General features: G+C 69.2%; 18 protein-coding genes. 13 read left to right on the top strand and 5 right to left on the bottom strand.

All coding sequences use genetic code 11. The features are described 5' to 3' along the window. The first annotated feature begins 71 nt into the window (after positions 1-71). From KIK09_RS30645 to KIK09_RS30615, 7 genes are read left to right on the top strand one after another with little or no spacing between them, the layout of a single operon-like run. The gene (locus KIK09_RS30645) at positions 72-1,193 is read left to right on the top strand and encodes an S-methyl thiohydantoin desulfurase family protein (protein ID WP_214322861.1); all 1,122 of its coding nucleotides are present in this window, start codon (positions 72-74) and stop codon (positions 1,191-1,193) included. Continuing rightward, positions 1,190-2,713, top strand: a complete 1,524-nt coding sequence (locus KIK09_RS30640) for a hydantoinase/oxoprolinase N-terminal domain-containing protein (protein ID WP_214322860.1) — start codon at positions 1,190-1,192, stop codon at positions 2,711-2,713. The genes KIK09_RS30645 and KIK09_RS30640 overlap by 4 nt, the downstream gene beginning before the upstream one ends. A gap of 8 nt (positions 2,714-2,721) precedes the next feature. After that, complete coding sequence (locus KIK09_RS30635; RefSeq protein ID WP_214322859.1) at positions 2,722-4,287, top strand: ABC transporter substrate-binding protein; 1,566 nt, start codon at positions 2,722-2,724, stop codon at positions 4,285-4,287. Position 4,288: 1 nt separating this feature from the next. Further along, on the top strand, positions 4,289-5,305 hold the full coding sequence (locus KIK09_RS30630) for an ABC transporter permease (protein ID WP_214322858.1): 1,017 nt from the start codon (positions 4,289-4,291) through the stop codon (positions 5,303-5,305). Next, entirely contained in the window at positions 5,302-6,180 is an 879-nt protein-coding gene (locus KIK09_RS30625; RefSeq protein ID WP_214322857.1) for an ABC transporter permease, read from the top strand. The genes KIK09_RS30630 and KIK09_RS30625 overlap by 4 nt, the downstream gene beginning before the upstream one ends. Further along, positions 6,177-6,944 carry an ATP-binding cassette domain-containing protein gene (locus KIK09_RS30620; protein ID WP_214322856.1) on the top strand — a complete coding sequence of 256 codons (768 nt, stop codon included), beginning with the start codon at positions 6,177-6,179 and terminating at the stop codon, positions 6,942-6,944. The genes KIK09_RS30625 and KIK09_RS30620 overlap by 4 nt, the downstream gene beginning before the upstream one ends. After that, a complete protein-coding gene (locus tag KIK09_RS30615) occupies positions 6,931-7,818 on the top strand; it encodes an ABC transporter ATP-binding protein (RefSeq protein WP_214322855.1) in 888 nt (295 codons plus the stop codon). Before KIK09_RS30620 ends, KIK09_RS30615 begins: the two co-directional genes overlap by 14 nt. 40 nt (positions 7,819-7,858) lie before the next feature. Here KIK09_RS30615 and KIK09_RS30610 read toward each other — a convergent pair whose 3' ends face one another. The 3 genes from KIK09_RS30610 to KIK09_RS30600 form a co-directional block, all read right to left on the bottom strand. Beyond that, the gene (locus KIK09_RS30610; RefSeq protein ID WP_214322854.1) at positions 7,859-10,159 is read right to left on the bottom strand and encodes an ATP-binding protein; all 2,301 of its coding nucleotides are present in this window, start codon (positions 10,157-10,159) and stop codon (positions 7,859-7,861) included. A gap of 102 nt (positions 10,160-10,261) precedes the next feature. Further along, positions 10,262-10,786: a hypothetical protein gene (locus KIK09_RS30605; RefSeq protein WP_214322853.1), complete on the bottom strand. Its 525-nt coding sequence runs from the start codon at positions 10,784-10,786 to the stop codon at positions 10,262-10,264. Beyond that, the gene (locus KIK09_RS30600; protein ID WP_214322852.1) at positions 10,741-11,487 is read right to left on the bottom strand and encodes a hypothetical protein; all 747 of its coding nucleotides are present in this window, start codon (positions 11,485-11,487) and stop codon (positions 10,741-10,743) included. Before KIK09_RS30600 ends, KIK09_RS30605 begins: the two co-directional genes overlap by 46 nt. Before the next feature lie 225 nt (positions 11,488-11,712). Here KIK09_RS30600 and KIK09_RS30595 point away from each other — a divergent pair, with 225 nt between their 5' ends. The 3 genes from KIK09_RS30595 (at position 11,713) to KIK09_RS30585 (ending at position 15,108) form a co-directional block, all read left to right on the top strand. Beyond that, the gene (locus KIK09_RS30595) at positions 11,713-12,138 is read left to right on the top strand and encodes a hypothetical protein (protein ID WP_214322851.1); all 426 of its coding nucleotides are present in this window, start codon (positions 11,713-11,715) and stop codon (positions 12,136-12,138) included. Further along, positions 12,135-12,434 carry a transcriptional regulator gene (locus KIK09_RS30590; protein WP_214322850.1) on the top strand — a complete coding sequence of 100 codons (300 nt, stop codon included), beginning with the start codon at positions 12,135-12,137 and terminating at the stop codon, positions 12,432-12,434. The genes KIK09_RS30595 and KIK09_RS30590 overlap by 4 nt, the downstream gene beginning before the upstream one ends. A 355-nt stretch (positions 12,435-12,789) precedes the next feature. Next, positions 12,790-15,108, top strand: coding sequence for an ATP-binding protein (locus tag KIK09_RS30585; protein ID WP_214322849.1), 2,319 nt, complete (start codon positions 12,790-12,792; stop codon positions 15,106-15,108). A 222-nt stretch (positions 15,109-15,330) separates the two neighbouring features. Here the strand turns inward: KIK09_RS30585 and KIK09_RS30580 are convergent, their stop codons facing one another. Then, positions 15,331-15,894: a dihydrofolate reductase family protein gene (locus tag KIK09_RS30580; protein WP_214322848.1), complete on the bottom strand. Its 564-nt coding sequence runs from the start codon at positions 15,892-15,894 to the stop codon at positions 15,331-15,333. Between the two features lie 263 nt (positions 15,895-16,157). Here KIK09_RS30580 and KIK09_RS30575 point away from each other — a divergent pair, with 263 nt between their 5' ends. From KIK09_RS30575 to asnB, 3 genes are all read left to right on the top strand, one after another. Continuing rightward, on the top strand, positions 16,158-16,793 hold the full coding sequence (locus KIK09_RS30575) for a TetR/AcrR family transcriptional regulator (RefSeq protein WP_214322847.1): 636 nt from the start codon (positions 16,158-16,160) through the stop codon (positions 16,791-16,793). Between the two features lie 77 nt (positions 16,794-16,870). Beyond that, positions 16,871-18,082 carry a cytochrome P450 gene (locus KIK09_RS30570; RefSeq protein ID WP_214322846.1) on the top strand — a complete coding sequence of 404 codons (1,212 nt, stop codon included), beginning with the start codon at positions 16,871-16,873 and terminating at the stop codon, positions 18,080-18,082. Between the two features lie 95 nt (positions 18,083-18,177). Further along, positions 18,178-20,016, top strand: coding sequence for an asparagine synthase (glutamine-hydrolyzing) (asnB, locus tag KIK09_RS30565; protein ID WP_214322845.1), 1,839 nt, complete (start codon positions 18,178-18,180; stop codon positions 20,014-20,016). Between the two features lie 207 nt (positions 20,017-20,223). Here the strand turns inward: asnB and KIK09_RS30560 are convergent, their stop codons facing one another. Then, complete coding sequence (locus tag KIK09_RS30560; protein WP_214322844.1) at positions 20,224-20,850, bottom strand: TetR/AcrR family transcriptional regulator; 627 nt, start codon at positions 20,848-20,850, stop codon at positions 20,224-20,226. Between the last annotated feature and the right edge of the window lie 35 nt (positions 20,851-20,885).

Raw genomic sequence — 20,885 nt, 5'->3', positions numbered from 1 at the left:
CACATCGAACGCCGAAATGTTGTGCGCTGCAGACTATGTCCGGCCGTCAAGCTCCGAGCATGCTGGTCGCCATGCACGACCGGAAGCGGGTGACCCCCGCCGACATCCCTCATCTCACGTTCGGTTGCGCGATTCTCGGCACCGGTGGCGGCGGCGGAGTCACCTCCGCCGCGCTCTCGGCGAGCGCCGCGCTCCGCGAGCACGGCGACGTCCCGCTGGTCACGCTCGATGAGCTGCCGCAGGACGGCCTGGTGCTGCCGCTCGGCGCGATAGGCGCGCCCACGGTGTCGGGCGAGATGCTGCCCAGCGGCCGGGAGGCCGCACTCATCCGCGACACCGTGGAGCAAACACTCGGCAAGCCGGTCGTCGCGGTGATGGCCTCGGAGATCGGCGGCGGCAACGGCGTGGAACCGGTGGCCCTGGCCGCCTCCCTCGGCCTGCCGCTGCTCGACGCCGACGGGATGGGCCGGGCCTTCCCCGAGGTTCAGATGGTGTCCATGTACGTCGCGGGCCGCGACCCAGGGCTGGTCGTCATGGCGGACGTGCAGGGCAACGTCGCCACGCTACGCCCGGTGGACGGGCTGTGGTCCGAAGCGCTGGCCCGCGCCGTGTGCGTGGCCATGGGCAGCACGGCGATCATGGCCGACTACGTCCTCACCGCCGGGGAGATGCGCGGCGCGGTGATCGAGGGCACCCCCAGCCGGGCCATCGCGCTCGGCCGGGCCGTGGAGGGTGCGGCCGACCCGGTCGAGGCCCTCCGCGCGGAATTGGGCGCGGTCAGCCTGATCACCGGCAAGCTCGTCGACATCGAGCGGCGCACCGGCGGCGGGTTCGTTCGCGGCAGCGTGGTCATCGAGGGCATCGGCGAGTGCAAGGGCCGTCTGCTCCGCATCGAGATCCAGAACGAGAACCTGGTCGCGCTGGAGGACGGCAGGGTCAGGGCCAGCGTGCCGGACCTGATCTCGATCGTGGACAACCAGACCGCCGAGGCCATCTCCACCGAATCCCTCCGCTACGGCATGCGGGTGATGGTCCTGGCCTGGCCGTGCGCGCCGCTCTGGCGCACCTCGGCCGGCCTGCGTACGGCGGGCCCGGCGGCCTTCGGTTACGACATCGACTACATCCCCGTGGAGGAGTGCGGCGAAGCGGCGAGCCCGGTAGCCGCGCAGGGCGAGAAGGGAGCGCGACCGTGAGCACGTGTGACCTGCGAATCGGCGTGGACGTGGGGGGCACCAACACCGACGCCGTCGTCCTCGACGGAGCCAACCGGATCATCGCCAGCACCAAGCAGCCGACCACCCCGGACGTGACCACCGGGATGCGCGCGGCGATCAAGCAGGTGCTCGACAGCCTGGGCGCGGACCGCGACCGGGTGGGCTGGGTCATGCTCGGCACCACCCACGCCACCAACGCGATCCTGGAGCGCCACCGGCTCGGCCGGGTCGCCGCGGTACGGCTGGCCGCGCCCTCCTCCACCGCGGTGCCCCCGCTCGAATCCTGGCCCGCCGACCTGCGGGAGGCCACCGTGGTGCGCACCGCGGTGCTGGGTGGCGGCAGCTACGTGGACGGCAGGAAGATCGCCCCGCTGGACGAGGAGGGGCTGCGCCGCTTCCTCGCCACGGTCGCCGGGCACGCCGACGCGGTCGCGTTCACCTCGGTGTTCAGCCCGGCCGCCCCCGACCAGGAACTGCGCGCCGCGGAGATCACCGCCGAGGAGCTCGGGCCGCAGGTCGCGGTGTCGCTCAGCCACGAGATCGGCGCGCTTGGCCTGCTCGAACGCGAGAACGCCACGGTGCTGAACGCCGCCCTCTACCAGGTGGCCGCGCACGTCCACGACGCGCTGCGAGACGTCCTTGACTCCTACGGCCTGGACGTCAACCGCTACTTCGCGCAGAACGACGGCACCCTGATGACCGTCGACTACGCGGCCCGCTACCCGGTGCTCACCATCGGATCCGGACCGGCCAACTCGATCAGGGGGGCGGCCTACCTGTCGGATCTGGGTGACGCGATCGTGGCCGACGTGGGCGGCACGTCTACCGACCTCGGCGTGCTGGTCAACGGGTTCCCGCGAGTGTCGTCCGCCGGGGTGGAGATCGGCGGCGTGCGGACGAACTTCCGGATGCCGGACATCCTCGCCCTCGCCCTCGGCGGCGGCACGATCCTCGGTTCCGGCGCTTCGGTCGGTTACCGGATCACCACCGAGGCGCTGGTCTTCGGCGGCGACACCCCGACGCTGACGGACGCGGCCGTGGCGGCCGGCCGTACCTCCTTGGGGTCGGTGAAACCTCCGGCCGGGCTGGCGGCGGCGCTGCGGCTGACCGACGAGCAGATCGCCGACGCGGTCGACCGGATGTCGCTCGGCAAGACCGACCTGCCGCTGGTCGTGGTGGGCGGCGGTGCCTTCCTCGTCCCCGACGAGGTGCCGGGCGTGAGCGAGGTCGTACGGCCGGCCCACGGCAACGTGGCCAACGCCGTGGGAGCCGCGATCGCCCTGGTCAGCGGCTCGATCGAGACGATCGTCCCGGCCGGACCCGGCCGCAGGGAAGCGATCGACGAGGCGTCGGAGACCGCGCGCAACCGTGCGGTGCAGGCAGGCGCCGCCCCCTCGGCAGTGGAGATCGTGGAGATCACCGAGATCCCGCTGAGTTACCTGCCGGAGCCCGCGCTGCGGGTCCAGATCAAGGCGGCCGGGCCGCTGGGAGAACTCTAGGAGGTCCAATGCGCAGGACAACCCGGGCCGTGGCGGCGCTGCTCGCCGCGGGGCTGGCGATCTCGGCCTGCGGCGGCGGGAAGGTGCGCGGCGCGCAGACGCATCAGCCGACGTCGCAGGCCGGCGACACCGCGTTCGTGTACGCGTCCAATCTGGACGTGATCACCGAGTGGGATCCGGCCGCCTCCTCGTCCAACGAGATCATCGCCCTGCAGAACATCTACGAGACGCTGACCAAGTACAACCCGGCGACGAAGAAGGTCGAACCGCGGCTGGCGACGTCGTGGACCACCGACGCGGACGGCAGGAAGTGGACCTTCAAGCTCCGCGAGGGCGTGAAGTTCCACACCGGCAAGGCCATGGACGCCGAGGCGGTCAAGGCGGCCATCGAGCGGACCAGGAAGAAGAAGGGGTACGCCGCCTACATCTGGGACGCGGTCAAGTCGATCAAGGCCGTGGACGCGACCACGGTGGAGTTCACCCTGTCCCAGGCGGCTCCGCTGGACGTGATCGCCTCCTCGGGCTACGGGGCGTACATCTACGACACGGCGGCCGACCTGGCAGGCGGCAAGCAGGACGGCGGCACCGGCCCCTATGTCATCGGCGACTGGCAGAAGGGGCGCGAGGTCGAGCTGACGCTGACGGTGTTCGACGGTTACTGGGGCGGCTGGGACGGCCCGCACTACAAGACGATGCGGTTCCGGGTGAGCCCGGAGGAGACCACCACCTGGCAGCTGCTCCAGCGCGGCGAGGTCACCTACGCGGAACGGCTCGGCCCGCAGCTGTTCGACCAGGCCAAAGCGGCCGGGCTGCAGACCTCCGAGACGCCGTCGTTCCAGAACCTGCTCGTCCTGTTCAACACCGGCACCATGGACGTCAAGGTGCGCAGGGCGCTGCAGAAGGCCATCGACTACGACGGGCTGATCGCGGCCGCCAAGGGCGCGGTCGCGCCGGCGAGCGGGCTGGTGCCCGAGGGCCTGCTCGGCCACGCGGCCGACATGACGCCCGAGCAGGACCTGGCCGGGGCGGAGGCGCTGCTGAAGGAGGCGGGGTACGGACCCGGCGGCAAGCAGCTGACGCTGACCATGACCTATGCCCAGGGCGACAGCGACCAGCAGTTGCTCACCACACTGCTGACCTCGGCGCTGGCCAAGCTCGACGTGCGGCTCGACGCGACCCCGCTGTCCTGGAACGCCCAGTGGGACCAGGGCAAGGGCAAGAAGCGGCAGGACCTGTTCGTCATGTACTGGTATCCGGACTACGCCGACGCCTACTCCTGGTTCCTCAACGTCTTCCGCGGCATGGACCCGCCGTCGTTCAACCTGTCCTACCTGAAGGACGACGCGATCGACAAGGAGATCGACGCGCTGCCCGGCCTGGCCGCGACCGACAGGGCCAAGGCCGAGACGGCGTACGCGACCCTGCAGAAGCAGATCATCCAGGAGCAGGCAGCGGTGGCCGTGCCGTACGTCCAGCGCTACCGCAGGGCCTACGCCGCCGGTGTCAGCGGCTACGTGGACAACCCGGCCTACCCGAGCGTCGTGTTCGCCTACGACCTGAAGCCGGGCAAGTAGCGTGTTGCGCCATCTGATCCGCCGGCTCGGGCAGGCGTTCCTGGTCGTGGCCGGCGTGGTCGCGCTCACTTTCGTGATCACGCGGCTGCTGCCCGGCGACCCGGCCGTCGCCTTCGCCGGGCCCAAGGCCAGCGCCACCGAGCTGGCCGCCGCGCGTCAGCGGTTCGGCCTCGACGACCCGCTCTGGATGCAGCTGGTGACCTACGCCCGGGACCTGCTGACCGGCGACCTGGGCACCAGCCTGCACACCCGGCAGCCGGTGGCCGACGACCTGGCGCTGGCCTTCCCCGCCTCGCTGGAGCTGGTGGGCGCCGCGTTGCTCGTCGCGATCGTGGTGGGCATCCCGCTGGGCATCGCCGCCGCCCGGTACCGCGCGAAATTTCAGGATTTCTCGGTACGGCTGAGCACGATGTTGGCCGTGTCCGTCCCGGTCTTCTGGTTGGCGCTCGCCGTCCAGACCGTGTTCGCCAGCGGGCTGCGCTGGTTCCCGGTCGCCGGCGAGTACGACAGCACGCTCGACACCGTCAGCCCGCTCACGGTCTACACGAACATCACCGCCGTTGACGCGCTGATCACCGGGAACTGGCCGATCCTGACCAGCACGCTGCACCACCTGGTCCTGCCCTCTCTGGTCGTGGCCGCCTACCCGGCGGGCGTGGTCGCCCAGCTCACCAGGGCGGCTCTGATCGAGGAATCCGGCCAGGACCACGCCAGGATGGCCAGGGCGCTGGGGTTCAGCCAGACGGAGGTGCTCACCCGTTTCTCGCTCCGCCCGGTGCTGAACCCGCTGCTGTCGCTGGTGGCCCTGGTGTTCGCCTACTCGATCGTCAACGGGTTCCTGGTCGAGGCGATCTTCAACTGGCCCGGCCTCGGCCGGTACGCGGCCGACTCGATCCGCAGCCTGGACATCCCGGCCATCGCCGGCGTCACCCTGCTGGTCGCGTTGCTCTACGTGCTCGCCAACCTCATCGTGGACCTGCTCCAAGGCGTGATCGACCCGAGAGTGAGGCGACGATGACGCGCAGTGTCTTTTTCCGCCGCACCCGGAACCCCCGCCTGCCCTTTCTCCGCCGCACCCGGAACCCCCGCCTGGACCTCCTGGCGCGCGTCGGGGCGGGGCTTCTGGTGGTCGTCGTGCTCACGGCCGTGATCGGGCCGCTGCTCCTGGTATCCGCCGAACCGCACCCCGCACAGAGCTTGCTGCCGCCGAGCGGCGAGCACTGGTTCGGCACCGACCAGGTCGGCCGGGACATCCTCACCCGGGTGGTGTACGGCGCGCGTACCTCCCTCTTCGTCGCGGTCGCCGTGCTCGTCCTGTCCGCGCTGGTGGGTGTCACTCTGGGCGTCGTCGCCGGTTACTCGGCGGGCTGGCTCCGGGACGTGATCATGCGGGTGACCGACATCTTCCTGGCCTTTCCCGCGCTGCTGCTGGCCCTGGCCACCGCCGTGGTGCTGCAGCCGAGCGTCAACACGGTGGTGATCGCGATCGCCGCCACCTGGTGGCCGTGGTACGCCCGGCTCACCGCGTCCGTGGCCCAGTCCGTGGCCGCACGCGGGTTCGTGGACGCGGCCCGCTGCCTGGGCGTGGGCACGCCGAGCATCGTCGTGCGCCACGTGCTGCCCAATTCGCTCACGCCCGTGCTCGTCCAGCTCTCGCTGGACGCGGGTGGGGTCATCCTGACCGCGGCGGCGCTGTCCTATCTGGGCCTGGGCGCGCAGGAGCCGACGGCCGAGTGGGGGCTGATGATCGAGCAAGGGCAGGCCCTGTTCACCACGAACTGGTGGGTGGTGACCTTCCCTGGCCTGGCCATCCTGGTCACCGCGTTCGCGTTCAACGTGCTCGGTGAGGGGATGCGGGACGCACTCGATCCGCACAGGAAGAGGACGCGATGATCCAGATCAGGAACCTGGAGGTCAGGATCGGCGACCAGGTGATCGCGGCGGTGCCCGCGCTGGACGTCGCCGCCGGGACCTGCGCGGCGATCGTCGGGGAGAGCGGTTCCGGCAAGACCACCACGCTCATGGCCGTCCTCGGCCTGCTTGACCACGCCGAGGTCAGCGGTTCGATCACGGCCTGCGGGGTCGACGTGACCAAGAACGGCGCCGACGGCCTGCGCGGTTCGAAGATCGCCCTGGTCATGCAGAGCCCGCAGGGGGCCTTCACCCCGACCATGCGCCTGGGCGCCATGCTCCGCCGTACTCTCGCCAAGCACGGGATCAAGGGCATGGCGGCGGAGGAACGCATCGCTGGGGCGTTGCGCGACGTGATGCTCGACGCGTCGGTGCTGCGGCGCTATCCCCATGAGGTGTCCGGAGGGCAGGCCCAGCGATTCGCTCTCGCGGTCGCGCTCGCCCTCGGTGCCGAGGTCATCCTGGCCGACGAGCCGACCAGCGCGCTCGACGTCACCGTCCAGGCCGAGGTGGTGAACGTGCTGCGCCGCCTGCACGACGAGCGCGGCCTGACCGTGCTGCTCGTTTCGCACGACCTCGCCCTGGTTTCCGCGATCGCCGACCACGTCACGGTCATGAAACAGGGCCGGGTCGTCGAGTCGGGCCCGGCCGCGGAGGTGTTCACCGCTCCGGCCTCGCCGTACACGCGTGAACTCATCGCCGCGATCCCCGCGCTGCCCGAGGAGGCCGACCATGCTCAAGGCTGACAACCTCACCCTGGGGTACGGCGGCGCCGCGGTCGTCCACGGCGTCACCCTGGACGTCACGGCGGGCGGCGTCGGCCTGATCGGCGAGAGCGGCTCAGGCAAGACCACCGTGGCCAGGGCCCTGCTCGGCCTGCTCCCACCCATGTCCGGCGGGGTGACCTACGGCGGGCGGGACTTGGCCGCGATGGACCGGATCGGCTTCCGCGGCGCGGTGCAGCCGGTCTTCCAGGACGGCAGCGAGGCGCTGAACCCGAGGATGCGGGTTGCCGCGTCCCTCAGGGAGGCGTTGCGCATCCATCGCAAGCCCGACCGGATCGCCGAACTGCTCGACGCGGTGGGCCTCGACCCAGCGCTGGCGCAGCGGCGCCCGCACGAACTCTCCGGCGGACAGCGGCAACGTGTGATCATCGCCAGGGCGCTGGCCGTGGAGCCGACCACGTTGATCCTCGACGAGCCGACCAGCGCGCTGGACGTCACGGTCCAGGCCCGCGTTCTCGACCTGCTCGAATCGCTGGCCGCCGAACGCGACCTGAGCTACCTGCTGATCACGCACAACCTGGCCGTGGTGCACCGGCTGTGCCGTACGTCGCACGTGATGTTCGCCGGGCGGATCGTGGAATCGGGCCCGACCAGAACGCTGCTCACCCGCCCGGCGCACCCCTACACGGCCGCGTTGCGCGCCGCCGTACCCCGGCTGGGCGGGTCACCCCCGGCACCCGCGGCCGGCACGGGCCCCGCCGCCCCGGACGGCTGCCCGTTCCGCCTCCGCTGTCCGCTGGCCGTGGACCGGTGCGCGGCCGAACGCCCGGAGCCGCGCGAGGTCGCCGGCCGCACAGTCGCCTGCCATCGGGCGGAGGAGGCACTCACCCCCTGAACCTCGAGGTGCTGGGTAATACCACCTCCCCACGGGACACTCATCGGTGGCGGCCGTGCTGGACGGCCCAGGCCGCGATCTGCACCCGCGACGTGAAGCCGAGCTTGGTCAGGATGTGCTCCACGTGACCCTCCGCCGTGCGCGTCGCTATCACCAGCGCGGCGGCGATCTCCTTGTTGCTCAAACCCTGCGCGACCAGTTCGGCGATCTCCATCTCCCTGCGCGTCAACGGCCCTGACTCGGCCTCGGGCTTGACCGCCGCCGCCGAGTCAGGCTTCGCTTCCAGCGCGAAGGAGATCGCGTCTTCCACGGTGAACCGGGTCCCGCGCCGGTAGGCCGACTCGTAACCTTTGCCCGCCAGGATCTCCCGCGTGTTCTCCTGGCACTGGTCGTGATAGGCGGTCACGAAGTTGAACAGGGAGATGCCGGTGCGCAGCCAGATCGTCTCCAGCGCCCCGAGCAGGGTGGCGGCCCGCTCACTGTACCCTTCAGCCGCCGCGATCCAGGCCAGGACCTCGATCCCGATCGCGACCCCCACCTGGTCGTGGAAGGCGCCCTTGATCCGGATGCTCTCCTGTTCCAGCGCGGCGGCCCTGCGGTAGCCGCCCGCCCTCCAGACCGCGATGCCCATCATCCACAGCGTGTGCGCCCTGAACCACACCTCACCGTGGGAGGCGCTCAGTGCGATGCACTCCTCGCAGTAGGCGACGGCTCTGTCGGCGTCGTCGAGCAGGATGCTGGTGGTCGCCAGACGGATCAGGGCGTACGCGGTACCCATCAGGTCGCCGGCGGCGCGGTGCTGGGCGAGCGCCTCCTCGAACAGCGCGACCGTCGCGGGCAGGTCTCCCCTGAATTCGGCCAGCCCGGTGATCTGCGCGACGTACGCCAGGGCGCTCGCGTCGTCCAGTTTCTCGGCCAGCGCCCGGCTGGCCTTGAGCATCGGCAGCGCGGCGGCCTCGTCGTTCTGCAGGAGGCTGAGCCAGGTGTCGAGCCACAAGGCCTTGGCCCGCGCCGGGGTCGCCTCGGTGTGGAGCGGGAGCAGGCGGTCGAGCCAGCCGCGTCCCTCCCGGATCAGGCCCGAACCGAGCCAGTACACGCGCAGCGCGGCGGCCATGAGCAGCCCGGCCTCGGCCTCTCCCGGCTCTGTCCGGCAGAAGTCGAGCGCCGCCCGGAGATTGGCGTGCTCGCGCCGCAGGCGGTTGGTCCACTCGAGCTGCTGCCCGCCGAACCACTCCGCCTCCGCCCGTACGGCCAGCCGCTCGTAGTAATCGCGGTGCCTGCGGCGCAACGCCGTCAGCTCACCGCTGCCGGACAGCAGTTCGGCACCGTACTGCCGCATGGTCTCCAGCAGCCGGTATCGATCCGGCGCGGCCTCGTCCCTGATCAGGATCGACTTGTCCACCAGCTGGATGAGGATGTCGAGGATGCTCTCCCTGGGCAGACCGCGGAGGCTGCAGACCTCCTCCACCGCCTCCAGGCCGAAGCCGCCGTAGAACACCGACAACCTCGCCCACAGCGTCTGCTCCTGGGAAGAGCACAGGTCGCGGCTCCAGTCCAGCAGCGCGCGCAGCGTCTGCTGGCGGTGCGGCTTGGTCCGCGGGCCACCGGACAGCAGCTCGAAGCGGTCGTCAAGCCGGTCCAGGAGCTGCTGCGCCGACAGCGCCCGCAGGCGGACCGCCGCCAGCTCGATGGCCAGCGGGATTCCCTCCAGCCGCTGGCAGAGCCGCCCCAGGACGGCCGCGTTGTCCGGTGTGACAGCGAACCTCGGCACGACCGAGGCCGCCCGGTCCGCGAACAGGGCGACCGCCGCCGAGACCGTGACGCTTTCCGGTGACTCCGTCGGAACAGACAGCGGGGGTACGGCCAGCACGTGCTCGCCGTACACTCCGAGCGGCTCCCGGCTGGTGCTCAGGATGCGCAAGCCAGGAGAGGCCCGCAGCAGTTCGTGCGCCAAGGTCGCGCAGGCGTCGAGCAGGTGCTCGCAGTTGTCGAGCACGATGAGCATCTGCTTGTCGGCGATGCGCTCGGACAGCGCCGTCAGGGGCGGCCTGGCCGACTGGTCGCCAAGTCCGAGGTGCCCCGCCACCGTCTGGACCAGTAGCTCCGGGTCCGTAAGAGCGGCCAGTTCCACCATCCAGACCCCGTCGGCGAACGCCCGGCGCAGATCCGTCGCGGCACGCAGCGCCAGGCGGGTCTTCCCGACTCCGCCCACGCCGGTCAGCGTCACCAGCCGAGCCAGTGAGAGCAGCCGTTTGACTTCCGCCAGCTCAAGGCGCCGATCGACGAAACTCGTGAGGTCTGCCGGCAGATTGTCCAGCAGGCGTCTCCCTTTCGAGACCATAGCCACTTCACGCTAAGCGGGCGGGGTTCGGGCGGTCAATCCGCCGCCCGCGCAGCCGCTGCGCCGTACAGGCGCCTGGCCCGTACGGCACAGCGAGGCTCGTCAGATTGGCTTTTTGGAGATGGAGGCGAACCAGCGGACCAGCGACGCAGTGGCCGCCTGCTGTGACCCCAGGTGTCGTGAACCGCTGTAGTCGGGCGTCCCGAGGTCGATCAGTCGCACGTCGGCGCCTCGCGCTCGCAGCTGAGCCAGGCATCGTCGGCTGTTGCCGTTCACGGCCTGCTCGTCCGACTTCGCCATGTAGAGCCGGACCGGAACCTTCGGCGTCCACGCGCACACGGCGTCCGTCACCCTCAGCGCCTGCGCCAACCGGCCGGTGGGGTGCGCGAGAGCATCCCGGCCGCGAGCGGTCAGCAGGTCTTTCACCATGTTCGGCGTGCCCTTGACGACTTCGGGGCCGGTGTGGGAGCCGTCGAGCAGCTTCTCGATCCGCCGGTCGTACGGCGCGCGGAAGACGTCGCTGGGCGAGTCGTACAGGTGGTGCGCCTGGTTGAACGCCACGAAGGTGAGTGCGGCATAGATCACCCCGGCTTTGGGATCCGTCTCGCCCTTGAGCAAGGCGGGCAATTCCACGTCCTTGAATGCGTACCCGCCGCTGACCGGCGCGAGTGCCCCCAGCCTGAACCAGTGATCGGCGCCCCCTTGCAGCGCCCTGGCCAGCCCCAGCGCCGCCGAGGCGCCCTGCGAGAAACCCGTCGCCAGCACGTCACGTCCGAGCTCCCTTCTTTGCGCGCCGCGAACACGCGGGCAGCGCGCAGCATGTCCAGCGTGGCCGTGGTCTCCGACGGGATGTCCATCCAGGGATGCGCTCCGGGCCCCTTGCCCATGCCCAGGTAGTCGGGGGCGACCACGGCCATCCCGGCGGACGCGTACGTCAGCGCCGAAGCCTTGCCCCACACCTCCTTGGTGACGGAGGGGGCATCACCGCGGAACAGCTCGGTGCCATGCGTGAACGACACCGTCCGTAATTGGCGGCCGGCGTTGCGCGGCAACGCCACCAGGCCGCTCGCGGTCGTCCGCCGTCCGGAGGGGTCAACGGTCCGGTACACCAGCCGGTACGTCTCCACGCCGTATCGCACCCTGCTGGTGTCCCAGGCCCCTCCCCGATCGCCCTTCAGCGTGGCGGTCACCCGCCCCGCCGACAGCACGTCGAGCCGTTCAGCCGACACCACGCTGCCCCGCTCCGGGGCGGCGATCGCCGGCTGCGAGCCCGCCATCATGCCTGCGGCCGCCACTCCGGCGACCAGCGCTTTCTTGCTCTGTTTCATGATTCCAAGCTAGGAGCGGTGGCGCAGGGCCTGCCATCCCGCCAGCCGCCTCCCGCATGAGGGGGTTGTCCCTACCGAGCGGGTCGACGTCGCGGGACCGCCCGCCCCTCCCTCCAGAACGGCATCGCCCAGCGATCCGCGATGGGAAGCAGCGGACACGCAGTGACCACGTCCCTCCTTGCCAAGTACTTACCGAAGTGACAAGTACTTGTTACATTGATGAGTATGGAGATGAATGATCTGGATCCCGCGGCCGCCCTGGCACAGGCAGAGCGGCTCAAGACGATGATGAACAGGCATTCGCGCTGGGTGGTCCGCTACCAACTGATGTACGGGGCGGCGTCGTTCGTGATGATCCTTGCGCTCGGCCTGCTGGATGCTCCACTGGGCGTCGTCGTCAGCATGGTGATCTGGCTTCCCGCCACCACCGCGCTGAGCGTGTACGCCGCGCGGCAGCCGGTTGCCTACCGTGGGATGGCGAAGACGCACGGAGTGATGATCGGGACCTGGGCCGTGTTGTATGGGATCGTGCTCTACCCCGGGATTCGCTTCTTCCCCGGCAACCTTGCCTGGTGGCTGCCGGGTGCGGTGCTGGTGGCGGTGCCCGGTTTCGTGACCGCCTACGTGACGTATCGAAGAGTGTGGGCATGAGCCATCCCCGGCACGCGCTGGACCAGGTCATTCATTCGCCGATCCGGTTCTCGATCATGGCGGCGCTGGCGGCGGCGGAAAAGGCGGAGTTCGCATTCGTGCGCGACACCGTAGAGGTGACCGATCAGGCACTGTCCAGGCAGGCCGCCATACTGGAGAAAGCCGGGTACGTGAAGATCACCAAGGGGCATGTCGGCAAACGCCCGCGGACCTGGCTGTCGCTCACCGCTCAGGGCCGCGGCGCGTTCACCTCACACGTCGAGGCACTGCGTGGGATCACCGAACACGCCCTCTGAGTAAACGGGACACGACTACGCGGCATCCTGTACCGCTTCAAAATCCATCGCGTAGGTCTTGAGCTGGGAATCCTCCAGAGTGGCTGCGCGGCTCGGTGGTACCTGTCGATCAGCCCGCCGAGCACTTTCCGACGCTCGATCCGTCCTTCCAGTGGTACGACGACCCGCTCGGCACGATCGGGTCACCGCTGCGAGCGGGACCGTTGTATCGATCAGCATCGACCGCAGATGCCTTGTAGATCAGCATGTCAAGCGCTCATGGCATAGCCGCCCTTGGTCAAGATTAGGCATTCGGATGGGCTTGAGGCGGAGCCGAACGCGGTACGAAGGAAGGGCTCCGCCCAGGGGGTGATCGATGAGGGTCGCGGAGAGAGGCTCGGCGCGCGATCGGCAGGGCAACCTGCCTGCCGAGGAGACCAGCTTCGTGGGCCGCAGACAGGAGGTGGCCGAGGTCAGGCGGCTGCTGTCGCAGTCTCGGCTCGTGACGCTGACCGGCCCCGGCGGGGTGGGCAAGACCAGGCTGGCGCTGCGCGTGGCAGAGCAGGTACGGCGGGCCTTTCCCGACGGGGTGTGGCTGGTGGCGCTGGCCGACCTGTCAGATCCTGGGCTGTTGATCGAGACGGTGGCCGACACGCTGGGCGTCCAGGACCGGTCGGTTCCTGGGCTCATGTCCACGCTGACGAGGTTCCTGAGTCCCAAGCACCTGCTGCTGGTGATGGACAACTGCGAGCACCTGGTGGACGCCACCGCCGCGTTCCTTGGCGAGATCATGCCGATGGCTCCCGCGGTGCGGATTCTCGCGACCAGCAGGCAGTCGCTCGGGATCGCCGGCGAGCAGACGTGGGCGGTGCCCTCCCTGTCGGTTCCCGATCCTGACGAGGCTCGGATGACGTATGCCTGGGCCCGCTCGGAGGCGGTGAGCCTGTTCGTCGAACGGGCGCAGTCGGTGCGTCCCAGCTTCGCGCTCACGCCGCACAACGCGCGGACGGTGGTGCGGATCAGTCAGCGGCTTGACGGCATCCCGCTGGCCCTGGAGCTGGCAGCCGTGCGGCTGCGCGTGCTGTCGGCGGAGCAGATCCTGCAGCGGCTGGATGACCGATTCCGCCTGCTGACCGTCGGTAAACGGGCGTCGATCCCACGTCACCAAACGCTCCGCGCACTGATCGACTGGAGCTACAACCTGTGCACCAACGCCGAACGCACACTCTGGGAGCTGGCCTCGGTGTTCTCGGGCGGGTTCGATCTGGATGCCGTCGAGCAGGTCTGCACGCGTGAGGGGATCATCGCCACCGACCAGGTGCTGGATCTGGTGGACGCGCTGGTGGACAAGTCGATCCTGAGCGTCTCGCATGACCAGGGTCAGGTTCGCTATCGGATGCTGGAGAGCCTTCGCCAGTACGCCTTCGACAAGATGGCAGACGCTGATCTGCTGACCGAACAGCGGTGCCGCCATCGCGACTACTACCAGGAACTGACCGAGCAGGTCGGTCGTGAGTGGTTCGGCCCGGATCAGCTGGCCTGGAGTGCGCGCCTGCGGCGCGAGCACGCCAACCTGCAGGCCGCGATGGAGTTCTGCCTGACCGAGCCGGGCCAGGCGCAGCCCGCTCTGGTCATGGCCGCCAGCATCTGCGCCTTCTTCGAGTCCGGTCACCTGAGCGAGGGCCGCCACTGGCTCAGCCGGGCGCTCGCCCTGGCGCCTGAGCCGACCCCGGCGCGCGCCACAGCGCTGTGGGCTGCCGCCTCCCTGGCGAACCTGCACGGTGACCTTCCCGCTGCCCGTAGCTTGCTGCAGGAATGCAGGGAGCTGGCCGTACGGCTGGGTGATCGGTCGAGGGCCGCCGCGGCGGACAGCGTCTGCGGCTGGGTGGCCATGTGCGAGGGTGACGCGGCCACGGCGGTCATGCTGCTGGAGAGGTCGCTGGCCGTGCACACCGCCATGAAGGACGCGGAGCGGATCACGAACGATCAGATCATCCTGTCCGTGGCGTGCTACCTGGCAGGGGACTCGGGTCGTGCGATCGCCCTCTGCGAGGAGTGCCTGGCGGTCACCCAGGCCCATGGTGACCTGTGGCACCGGTCGTGGGTGCTGCTCTACTTCTCCTGGGTGATGTGGCGGGAAGGAGATCATCGGCGTGCCGGGCTCATGGCCGCGGAGTGCCTGCGGATCAACCGGGCCCTCGACGACCGGGTGGACACCGGCCACTGCCTGGAGATCCTGGCCTGGGTCGCTGCGGCCGACGAGCCCGAGCATGCCGCCCGGCTGCTTGGCGCGGCCCACGCGACCATGGCGGCCATCGGCGCGCCCCTGTACCCCTTCTTTCAGCCCGACCATGACCGTTGCACGGCAGCCACAAGGGAGGCGCTCGGCGACCGGAGGTTCACCACCCTGTTCGAGGCAGGCGCGGCGCTCACGATCGAGCAGGCCGCGGCCGAGGCGATGCACGAGAACCCGCCTTCCGCCCCTCCGGCCGCCGGGGAATCAGTACGCTCGCCGCTCACACCGCGCGAAGCTGAGGTCGCGAGGCTGGCCGCGCAGGGCCTGACCAACAAGGAGATCGCCCGCCGCTTGGTGATCAGCCAACGAACCGCGGAAACCCACATTCAACACATTCTGACCAAGCTCGGGTTCACCTCTCGCAATCAGATCGGCGGGCCGCCCGACAAGGACGACTGACGCGCACTCCTTACGGCCCGCCGAGCTTGTCATCCGCCTTCTGACGGCCTCAACGGATCTTCGACATTTCTTTCACCCCGGGTGCGGATACTGAGGCCATCAGAACGCGCCGCACCGAGCAGGCCGTCCATCTCGTTCGCGGAGAGACCAGCATGGGCCGGCTCAAGGCAGAGGGCTTCGTTGACAACCTGTGAACACGCGACTGGACATGCCCGGTGGTTGCTAGCGCGTCACGCGGTAGCGGAGGTAGACGACTCCCGAGTTGAAGGTGCGGGTCTCGACGAGTTCGAGATCCACCCGGCGCTCGCGCTGGGGAAAGAACGGAATGCCACCGCCGACCAGCACCGGGTAGACCCTGGCCCGGTACTCGTCGATCAGGCCCAACGCGGCCGCCTCGGCGGCGAGAGTCGCGCCGCCGATCGCGATGTCGCCCTCCCCCGGCTCGGCTCGCAACCGCTCGATCTCCTCCGCCAGGCCGCCGGAGGCCAGGCGGGCACTGCCCTGCACCGCCGACAGCGTGGTGGAGAACACCACCTTGGGGAGCGGCTTCCAGAGCGCGGCCCACTCGAGCCTCGAGTCGTCGAGCGATGGATCCTGGTCGGCGGTCTCCCAGTACAGCATCGTCTCGTACAGCCGTCGTCCCAACAGGTGGACGCCGACCTCTCGTATCTCGTCGATCCAGGAGCGAAAGACCTCCTCGTCGGGCGGCGTCCAGTCGAGGCCGCCGTCCGGCCCGGTGATGTAGCCGTCAAGTGAGACGTTCATCGAATAGGTCACGCTGCGCATCAGAAGTCCTCCTCGGTGACGGGTTCGACAGTACGACCGCCGGACGCCGCAGGACTCATCGCGGCTCGCGGGATCTTCTGGGCCGAGTCACCTCACGAGACCCGCCGATCGGGTGGCAGGTGACGCATGTTCCCTCCACGGACACGCGCGACGTCAGGCGGCCGCCCGCGTTTTGACCACGGCGAAGGCTGGACGGTATACGGGCGGTAGGCGAAAGGCTACGGTGCACTCAATACATCGCGAGCAGAAAGGGGACGGGCGCGATGTCGAGCGACGATACGGCCTCCGCCCGGCGGGAAACACGCGGGCTCCGTAAAACCCCGTTGAGCAATCCCGATCGGCGCCGTGAGGTGCTGGATGCCGTCCTCGCGCTGCTGGCCGAGGTGGGCTACGAGCGGCTGACCATGGACATGGTCGCTCAGCGTGCCCGAGCCAGCAAGACCACGATCTATCAGCGATGGCCGTCAAAGGCCCGCCTGGCGGTGGCGGCTCTGGAGCAGCACCGGCCACAGATCATCGACCACGACACCGGCTGCCTTGTCGAAGACCTGCGGTACCTGCTCGCCGCGTGGTTCGCCGGCTGGACACAGCTTGACCGCGGATTGGCGATCGCCCTGCTGGAAGGCAGCAGAACCGATGCCGAGCTCGCCCGCCTGCGTCGGGAACGACTGCGCACCCCGCTGCGTCAGGCCGCCCAGGCGATCCTGGCGCGCGCACATGAGCGCGGGCAGATCCCCGACGGCGTCGATGCGGAACTTCTCGTGGAGATGCCGTTGTCGCTGCTGCTCATGCAGGTGCTGATCGAAGGCGAAGAACCCGGCCGCGCGCTTGTCGACCGGGTGGTGGACGGGGCGCTGGCTCCGCTGCTCGGCATGACATCACGTGAACATCGCCAGTAAGGACGGGATTGTACGAATAGTACGAGGGCGTACTGTGGAGTTGTGAGCACCACCGCCGGATGAAGCGGAGCCACTCCATGAACGCAGCCCAGCCACTGACCGTGACCTTGCCCACGCAACGCAGCTGCCCGTTCGATCCGCCTTCGCGATACCAGAGCCTGCAACAAGAGCAGCCCATCGCCCCGCTGGCCTTCCCCGACGGAAGTGTGGGCTGGCTGCTGACCCGGCACAAGGACGTCCGCGCGGTGCTGGCCGACGACCGCTTCAGCTCCGACCGGACAAGGGCCTCCTCCCCCGTACGCCGCACCTTGTTCCGCCCCCAGGACAGCCCGGGAATGCTGCTGAACATGGATCCCCCGCAACACACCCACTACCGGCGCATGCTCACCCGCCACTTCACCGTGCGCAGGATGCGCGCTCTGACCCCGAGAATCGAGCAGATCGTCGCCGACCACCTCGACGCCATACAGGCGGCCGGTCCTCCAGTGGACCTCGTCCCAACTTTCGCCAGGCCGATCCCTTCGCTGGTCATCTGCGAGCTGCTCGGCGTGCCCTATGCCGACCGGGACGGCTTTCAGCAGCGCACCGCCACCCTGCTCAAGCTCGACACCCCCGAGGACGAGTCGCGGCAAGCCCGTACGGCGCTGCGCCAGTACATGCGCGACCTGGTCGCCGCGAAACGCCAGCACCCCGACGACGCCCTGCTCAGCACCCTGATCCAGGCAGGGCAGGACCCGCAGACGGCGCTGACGGACGAGGAGCTGGCCGGCATCGGCCTGCTGCTGCTGGTCGCAGGACACGAGACCACTGCCAACATGCTGGCCCTGGGCACGTACACCCTGCTGCGCCACCCCGACCAGCTGCATGCCCTGCGTGAACATCCCGAAAATATCGAACGCGCGGTCGAGGAGCTCCTTCGCTATCTGACCATCCTGCAATTCGGCCCCGTCAGGGTCGCCCGCCAGGACGTCGAGCTCGGCGGCGAGCGCATCCGTGCTGGGCAGACCGTGGTGCTGGCCCTGGCCGCCGCCAACCGCGACCCCCATCAGTTCGCCCATCCTGACGAGCTCGACCTGGCCCGCGAACCCTCCCAGCACGTCTCCTTCGGACACGGCGTTCACCAGTGCCTGGGCCAGCAACTGGCTCGCGTCGAGATGCACGTCGCCTTCCCCGCGCTGCTGCGGCGCTTCCGCGGCCTTCGCCTGGCCGTAGCACCGGAGCAGGTCCCGATGCGCGACGACATGTTCATCTACGGCGTCCATGCCCTTCCCCTCACGTGGGACAGCTGAACACGCCGCCGGGCCGTACAGCACCTGAAGGACGAACGCTGACACGCAACGACACCCGTACGTAGGAACTCCAGCGACCGAAACGGAGAGCGACCGTGTGTGGTATCGCGGGATGGATCTCTTATCAGCGGGATCTACGCGCAGAGCAGGCGATCGTGGATGCGATGACGGAGACGATGGCCTGCCGCGGCCCGGACGACCGCGGCACCTGGGTCCAGGGCCACGCCGCGCTCGGCCATCGACGCCTGGCCGTCATCGACCTGCCGGGCGGCAGGCAACCCATGAGCATCCAAGCAGCGGGAACCACCACGGTCATGGTCTACTCCGGCGAGGTCTACAACTTCACGGAGCTACGGCAGGAGCTCGCCTCCCGAGGCCACCGCTTCACCACCGACTCCGACACCGAGGTGGTGCTGCACGGCTACGTGGAGTGGGGCGAGGCCGTCGCTGAGCGGCTCAACGGCATGTACGCCCTGGCCATTTGGGACGCACGCGAGCAGAAGCTCGTCATGATCCGTGACCGGATGGGCATCAAACCCTTCTACTACTACCCCACCCCCGACGGGGTGATGTTCGGTTCCGAGCCCAAAGCCATCCTCGCCAACTCTCTCGCCTCGCGCACCGTGACGCTGGACGGCCTGCGGGAGACATTCGCGTACGTCAAGACCCCCGGCCATGCCATTTGGCAGGGGATGCGCGAGGTCGAGCCGGGCACTGTGGTCACCGTCAGCCCGGAGGGCATCCGCACCCGCGTCTACTGGTCGCTGCAGACCCGGCGGCACCCTGACGACAGGGACGGCTCCATCGCCCGGGTGCGGGAGCTGCTTGAGGACATCATCCACCGCCAACTTGTCGCGGACGTACCGCGCTGCACCCTGCTCTCCGGCGGCCTGGACTCCTCGGCCATGACGGCCCTCGCCGCCCGCCGGCTCGCCGCAGCCGGGGAGAAGATCCGCAGCTTCGCCGTCGACTTCGTCGGCCAGAGCGAGAACTTCATCCCCGACGACCTACGCGCGACCCCCGACGGTCCCTACGTCCACGACGTGGCCGGCCACTCCGCGACCGAGCATCAAGACATCGTGCTCGAGTCCGGCCAACTGGCCGACCCTGAGATACGGGCCCGCGTGATCCGGGCCCGGGACCTCCCCATCGCCATGGGCGACATGGACGCCTCCCTGTACCTGCTGTTCAAGGCCATCCGGCAGCACTCGACAGTAGCCCTGTCGGGAGAATCCGCTGACGAGGTGTTCGGCGGCTACCAGCAGTTCTTCGACCCCGCGGCCCGCGCCGCCGACACCTTCCCCTGGCTGGTGCGCTTCCGGCAGCACTTCGGCGACGACGACAGCGTCCTCACACCGGACTTCACCAAGGCCCTCGATCTCACTGCGTACGTACGGGACAGCTACCGCCAGGCGGTGGCCGGGATCCAACGCCTCAACGGCGAAAGCGACTTCGAGTACCGGATGCGGCAGATCAGCCACCTCCACCTCACTCGTTTCGTCCGCGTCCTTCTGGACCGCAAAGATCGCATGAGCATGGCGGTCGGGCTGGAGGTCCGCGTGCCGTTCTGCGATCACAGGCTGGTGGAATACGTCTACAACGCTCCCTGGGAGCTGAAGTCGTTCGACGGCCGGGAGAAGAGCCTGCTGCGCGAGGCCACCGCCGACCTGCTGCCCACGTCGGTGTACGAGAGGGTGAAGAGCCCCTACCCCTCCACCCAAGACCCCGCATACGCCGTAGCACTGCAGAACCAGGCCAAGGACCTCCTGAGCACCCCGTCGCACCGGGTGTTCGACCTGATCAGCCGCGAACGGCTCGCCCGGGCCACCGCCAGCACGCCCCAGATCAGCCAGGCGTCCCGGCGTGGTCTGGAGATGGCCCTCAACCTCGCCCTATGGGTCGACCTGTACTCTCCCGACCTGACGCTCAGCTGAGCGCTCGACGTCCGTCGGATCGGTGATCGGCAGGTCGGCGGCCTCCTCCGTATGGCTTGCCTCGGCCAAGCAGTACCCCTGTCCAGCCGAGGGCGTGTCGTCATGGTGCGAACATCGCATCCGCTCAGGAGGACGCGGTCCTTGCGCTGGACCGGCTCCCCCTCGTCCACCAGGATGAGCATCGGCTTGCCGGGCTTGTTCCTGGCCTCAGGATGCCGGTCTCGCGAGCCGCAGTCGCTGCTCGATGCCCACGCGGGCGCGATCGAACACCTTGGGGTCGGCGAACATGACGTAGGTCGAGTTCGCCAGGGCCAGCAGCGAGTTGAGCTCGAACGCGAGCTGCTCCGGATCTTCCTCTGCCGCGACGTCTCCGACCGACTGCGCCTTCTCGACGAGGTCGACCAGGCGTCGCATCCACTCGGCCTGGAACTCGGCGATGCGCTCGCGTACCTGCCCCGGGTGGGTGTCCAGCTCGGCGGCCGCGGCCGCGAAGAAGCACCCGCCGGGAAAGGTGCCGCTGCCGACGTGCGTGAGAAACCCGTCGAGCAGCTGGGTGAGCTGCTCGATCGGGTCGCCCGCGGCGAGCGCCGGGCGGACAACGTCGGCGTCGAAGATTTCCGCCGCGGTTTCGACGGTGGCGAGCTGGAGCTCTTCCTTGCTGCCGAAGTGCGCGTAGAGCCCGCTCTTGCTCATCCCGATGTGCTGGGCCAGGTCACCGATGGAGAGCCCGCGCAGCCCCTCGGTCGTGGCGAGCTCCGCCGATGCCTTGAGGATCGCGTTCCTGCTGCGTATGCCGTCCGAACGCGGGCGGCGCCGCCTGCTGGTGCTCGTCATGTTTGACAAGTTAGCACGGTCGTGCTTACTCTCCA

The organism is Nonomuraea sediminis, from assembly GCF_018531495.1.
GTDB classification, from domain to species: Bacteria; Actinomycetota; Actinomycetes; order Streptosporangiales; family Streptosporangiaceae; genus Nonomuraea; species Nonomuraea sediminis.
Note: the sequence above shows the minus strand (reverse complement) of the source record. Positions and strands in the feature narration are given on the sequence as shown.

What these genes read in the sequence shown, in the direction of transcription:
- KIK09_RS30570 (WP_214322846.1), top strand. Translation starts at nt 16,871, where the DNA reads ATGAACGCAGCCCAGCCACTGACCGTGACCTTGCCCACGCAACGCAGC.
- KIK09_RS30625 (WP_214322857.1), top strand. Translation starts at nt 5,302, where the DNA reads ATGACGCGCAGTGTCTTTTTCCGCCGCACCCGGAACCCCCGCCTGCCC.
- KIK09_RS30620 (WP_214322856.1), top strand. Translation starts at nt 6,177, where the DNA reads ATGATCCAGATCAGGAACCTGGAGGTCAGGATCGGCGACCAGGTGATC.
- KIK09_RS30635 (WP_214322859.1), top strand. Translation starts at nt 2,722, where the DNA reads ATGCGCAGGACAACCCGGGCCGTGGCGGCGCTGCTCGCCGCGGGGCTG.
- KIK09_RS30610 (WP_214322854.1), bottom strand. Translation starts at nt 10,159, where the DNA reads ATGGTCTCGAAAGGGAGACGCCTGCTGGACAATCTGCCGGCAGACCTC.
- KIK09_RS30580 (WP_214322848.1), bottom strand. Translation starts at nt 15,894, where the DNA reads ATGCGCAGCGTGACCTATTCGATGAACGTCTCACTTGACGGCTACATC.
- KIK09_RS30645 (WP_214322861.1), top strand. Translation starts at nt 72, where the DNA reads ATGCACGACCGGAAGCGGGTGACCCCCGCCGACATCCCTCATCTCACG.
- KIK09_RS30615 (WP_214322855.1), top strand. Translation starts at nt 6,931, where the DNA reads ATGCTCAAGGCTGACAACCTCACCCTGGGGTACGGCGGCGCCGCGGTC.
- KIK09_RS30595 (WP_214322851.1), top strand. Translation starts at nt 11,713, where the DNA reads ATGGAGATGAATGATCTGGATCCCGCGGCCGCCCTGGCACAGGCAGAG.
- KIK09_RS30585 (WP_214322849.1), top strand. Translation starts at nt 12,790, where the DNA reads ATGAGGGTCGCGGAGAGAGGCTCGGCGCGCGATCGGCAGGGCAACCTG.
- KIK09_RS30590 (WP_214322850.1), top strand. Translation starts at nt 12,135, where the DNA reads ATGAGCCATCCCCGGCACGCGCTGGACCAGGTCATTCATTCGCCGATC.
- KIK09_RS30575 (WP_214322847.1), top strand. Translation starts at nt 16,158, where the DNA reads ATGTCGAGCGACGATACGGCCTCCGCCCGGCGGGAAACACGCGGGCTC.
- KIK09_RS30560 (WP_214322844.1), bottom strand. Translation starts at nt 20,850, where the DNA reads ATGACGAGCACCAGCAGGCGGCGCCGCCCGCGTTCGGACGGCATACGC.
- KIK09_RS30600 (WP_214322852.1), bottom strand. Translation starts at nt 11,487, where the DNA reads ATGAAACAGAGCAAGAAAGCGCTGGTCGCCGGAGTGGCGGCCGCAGGC.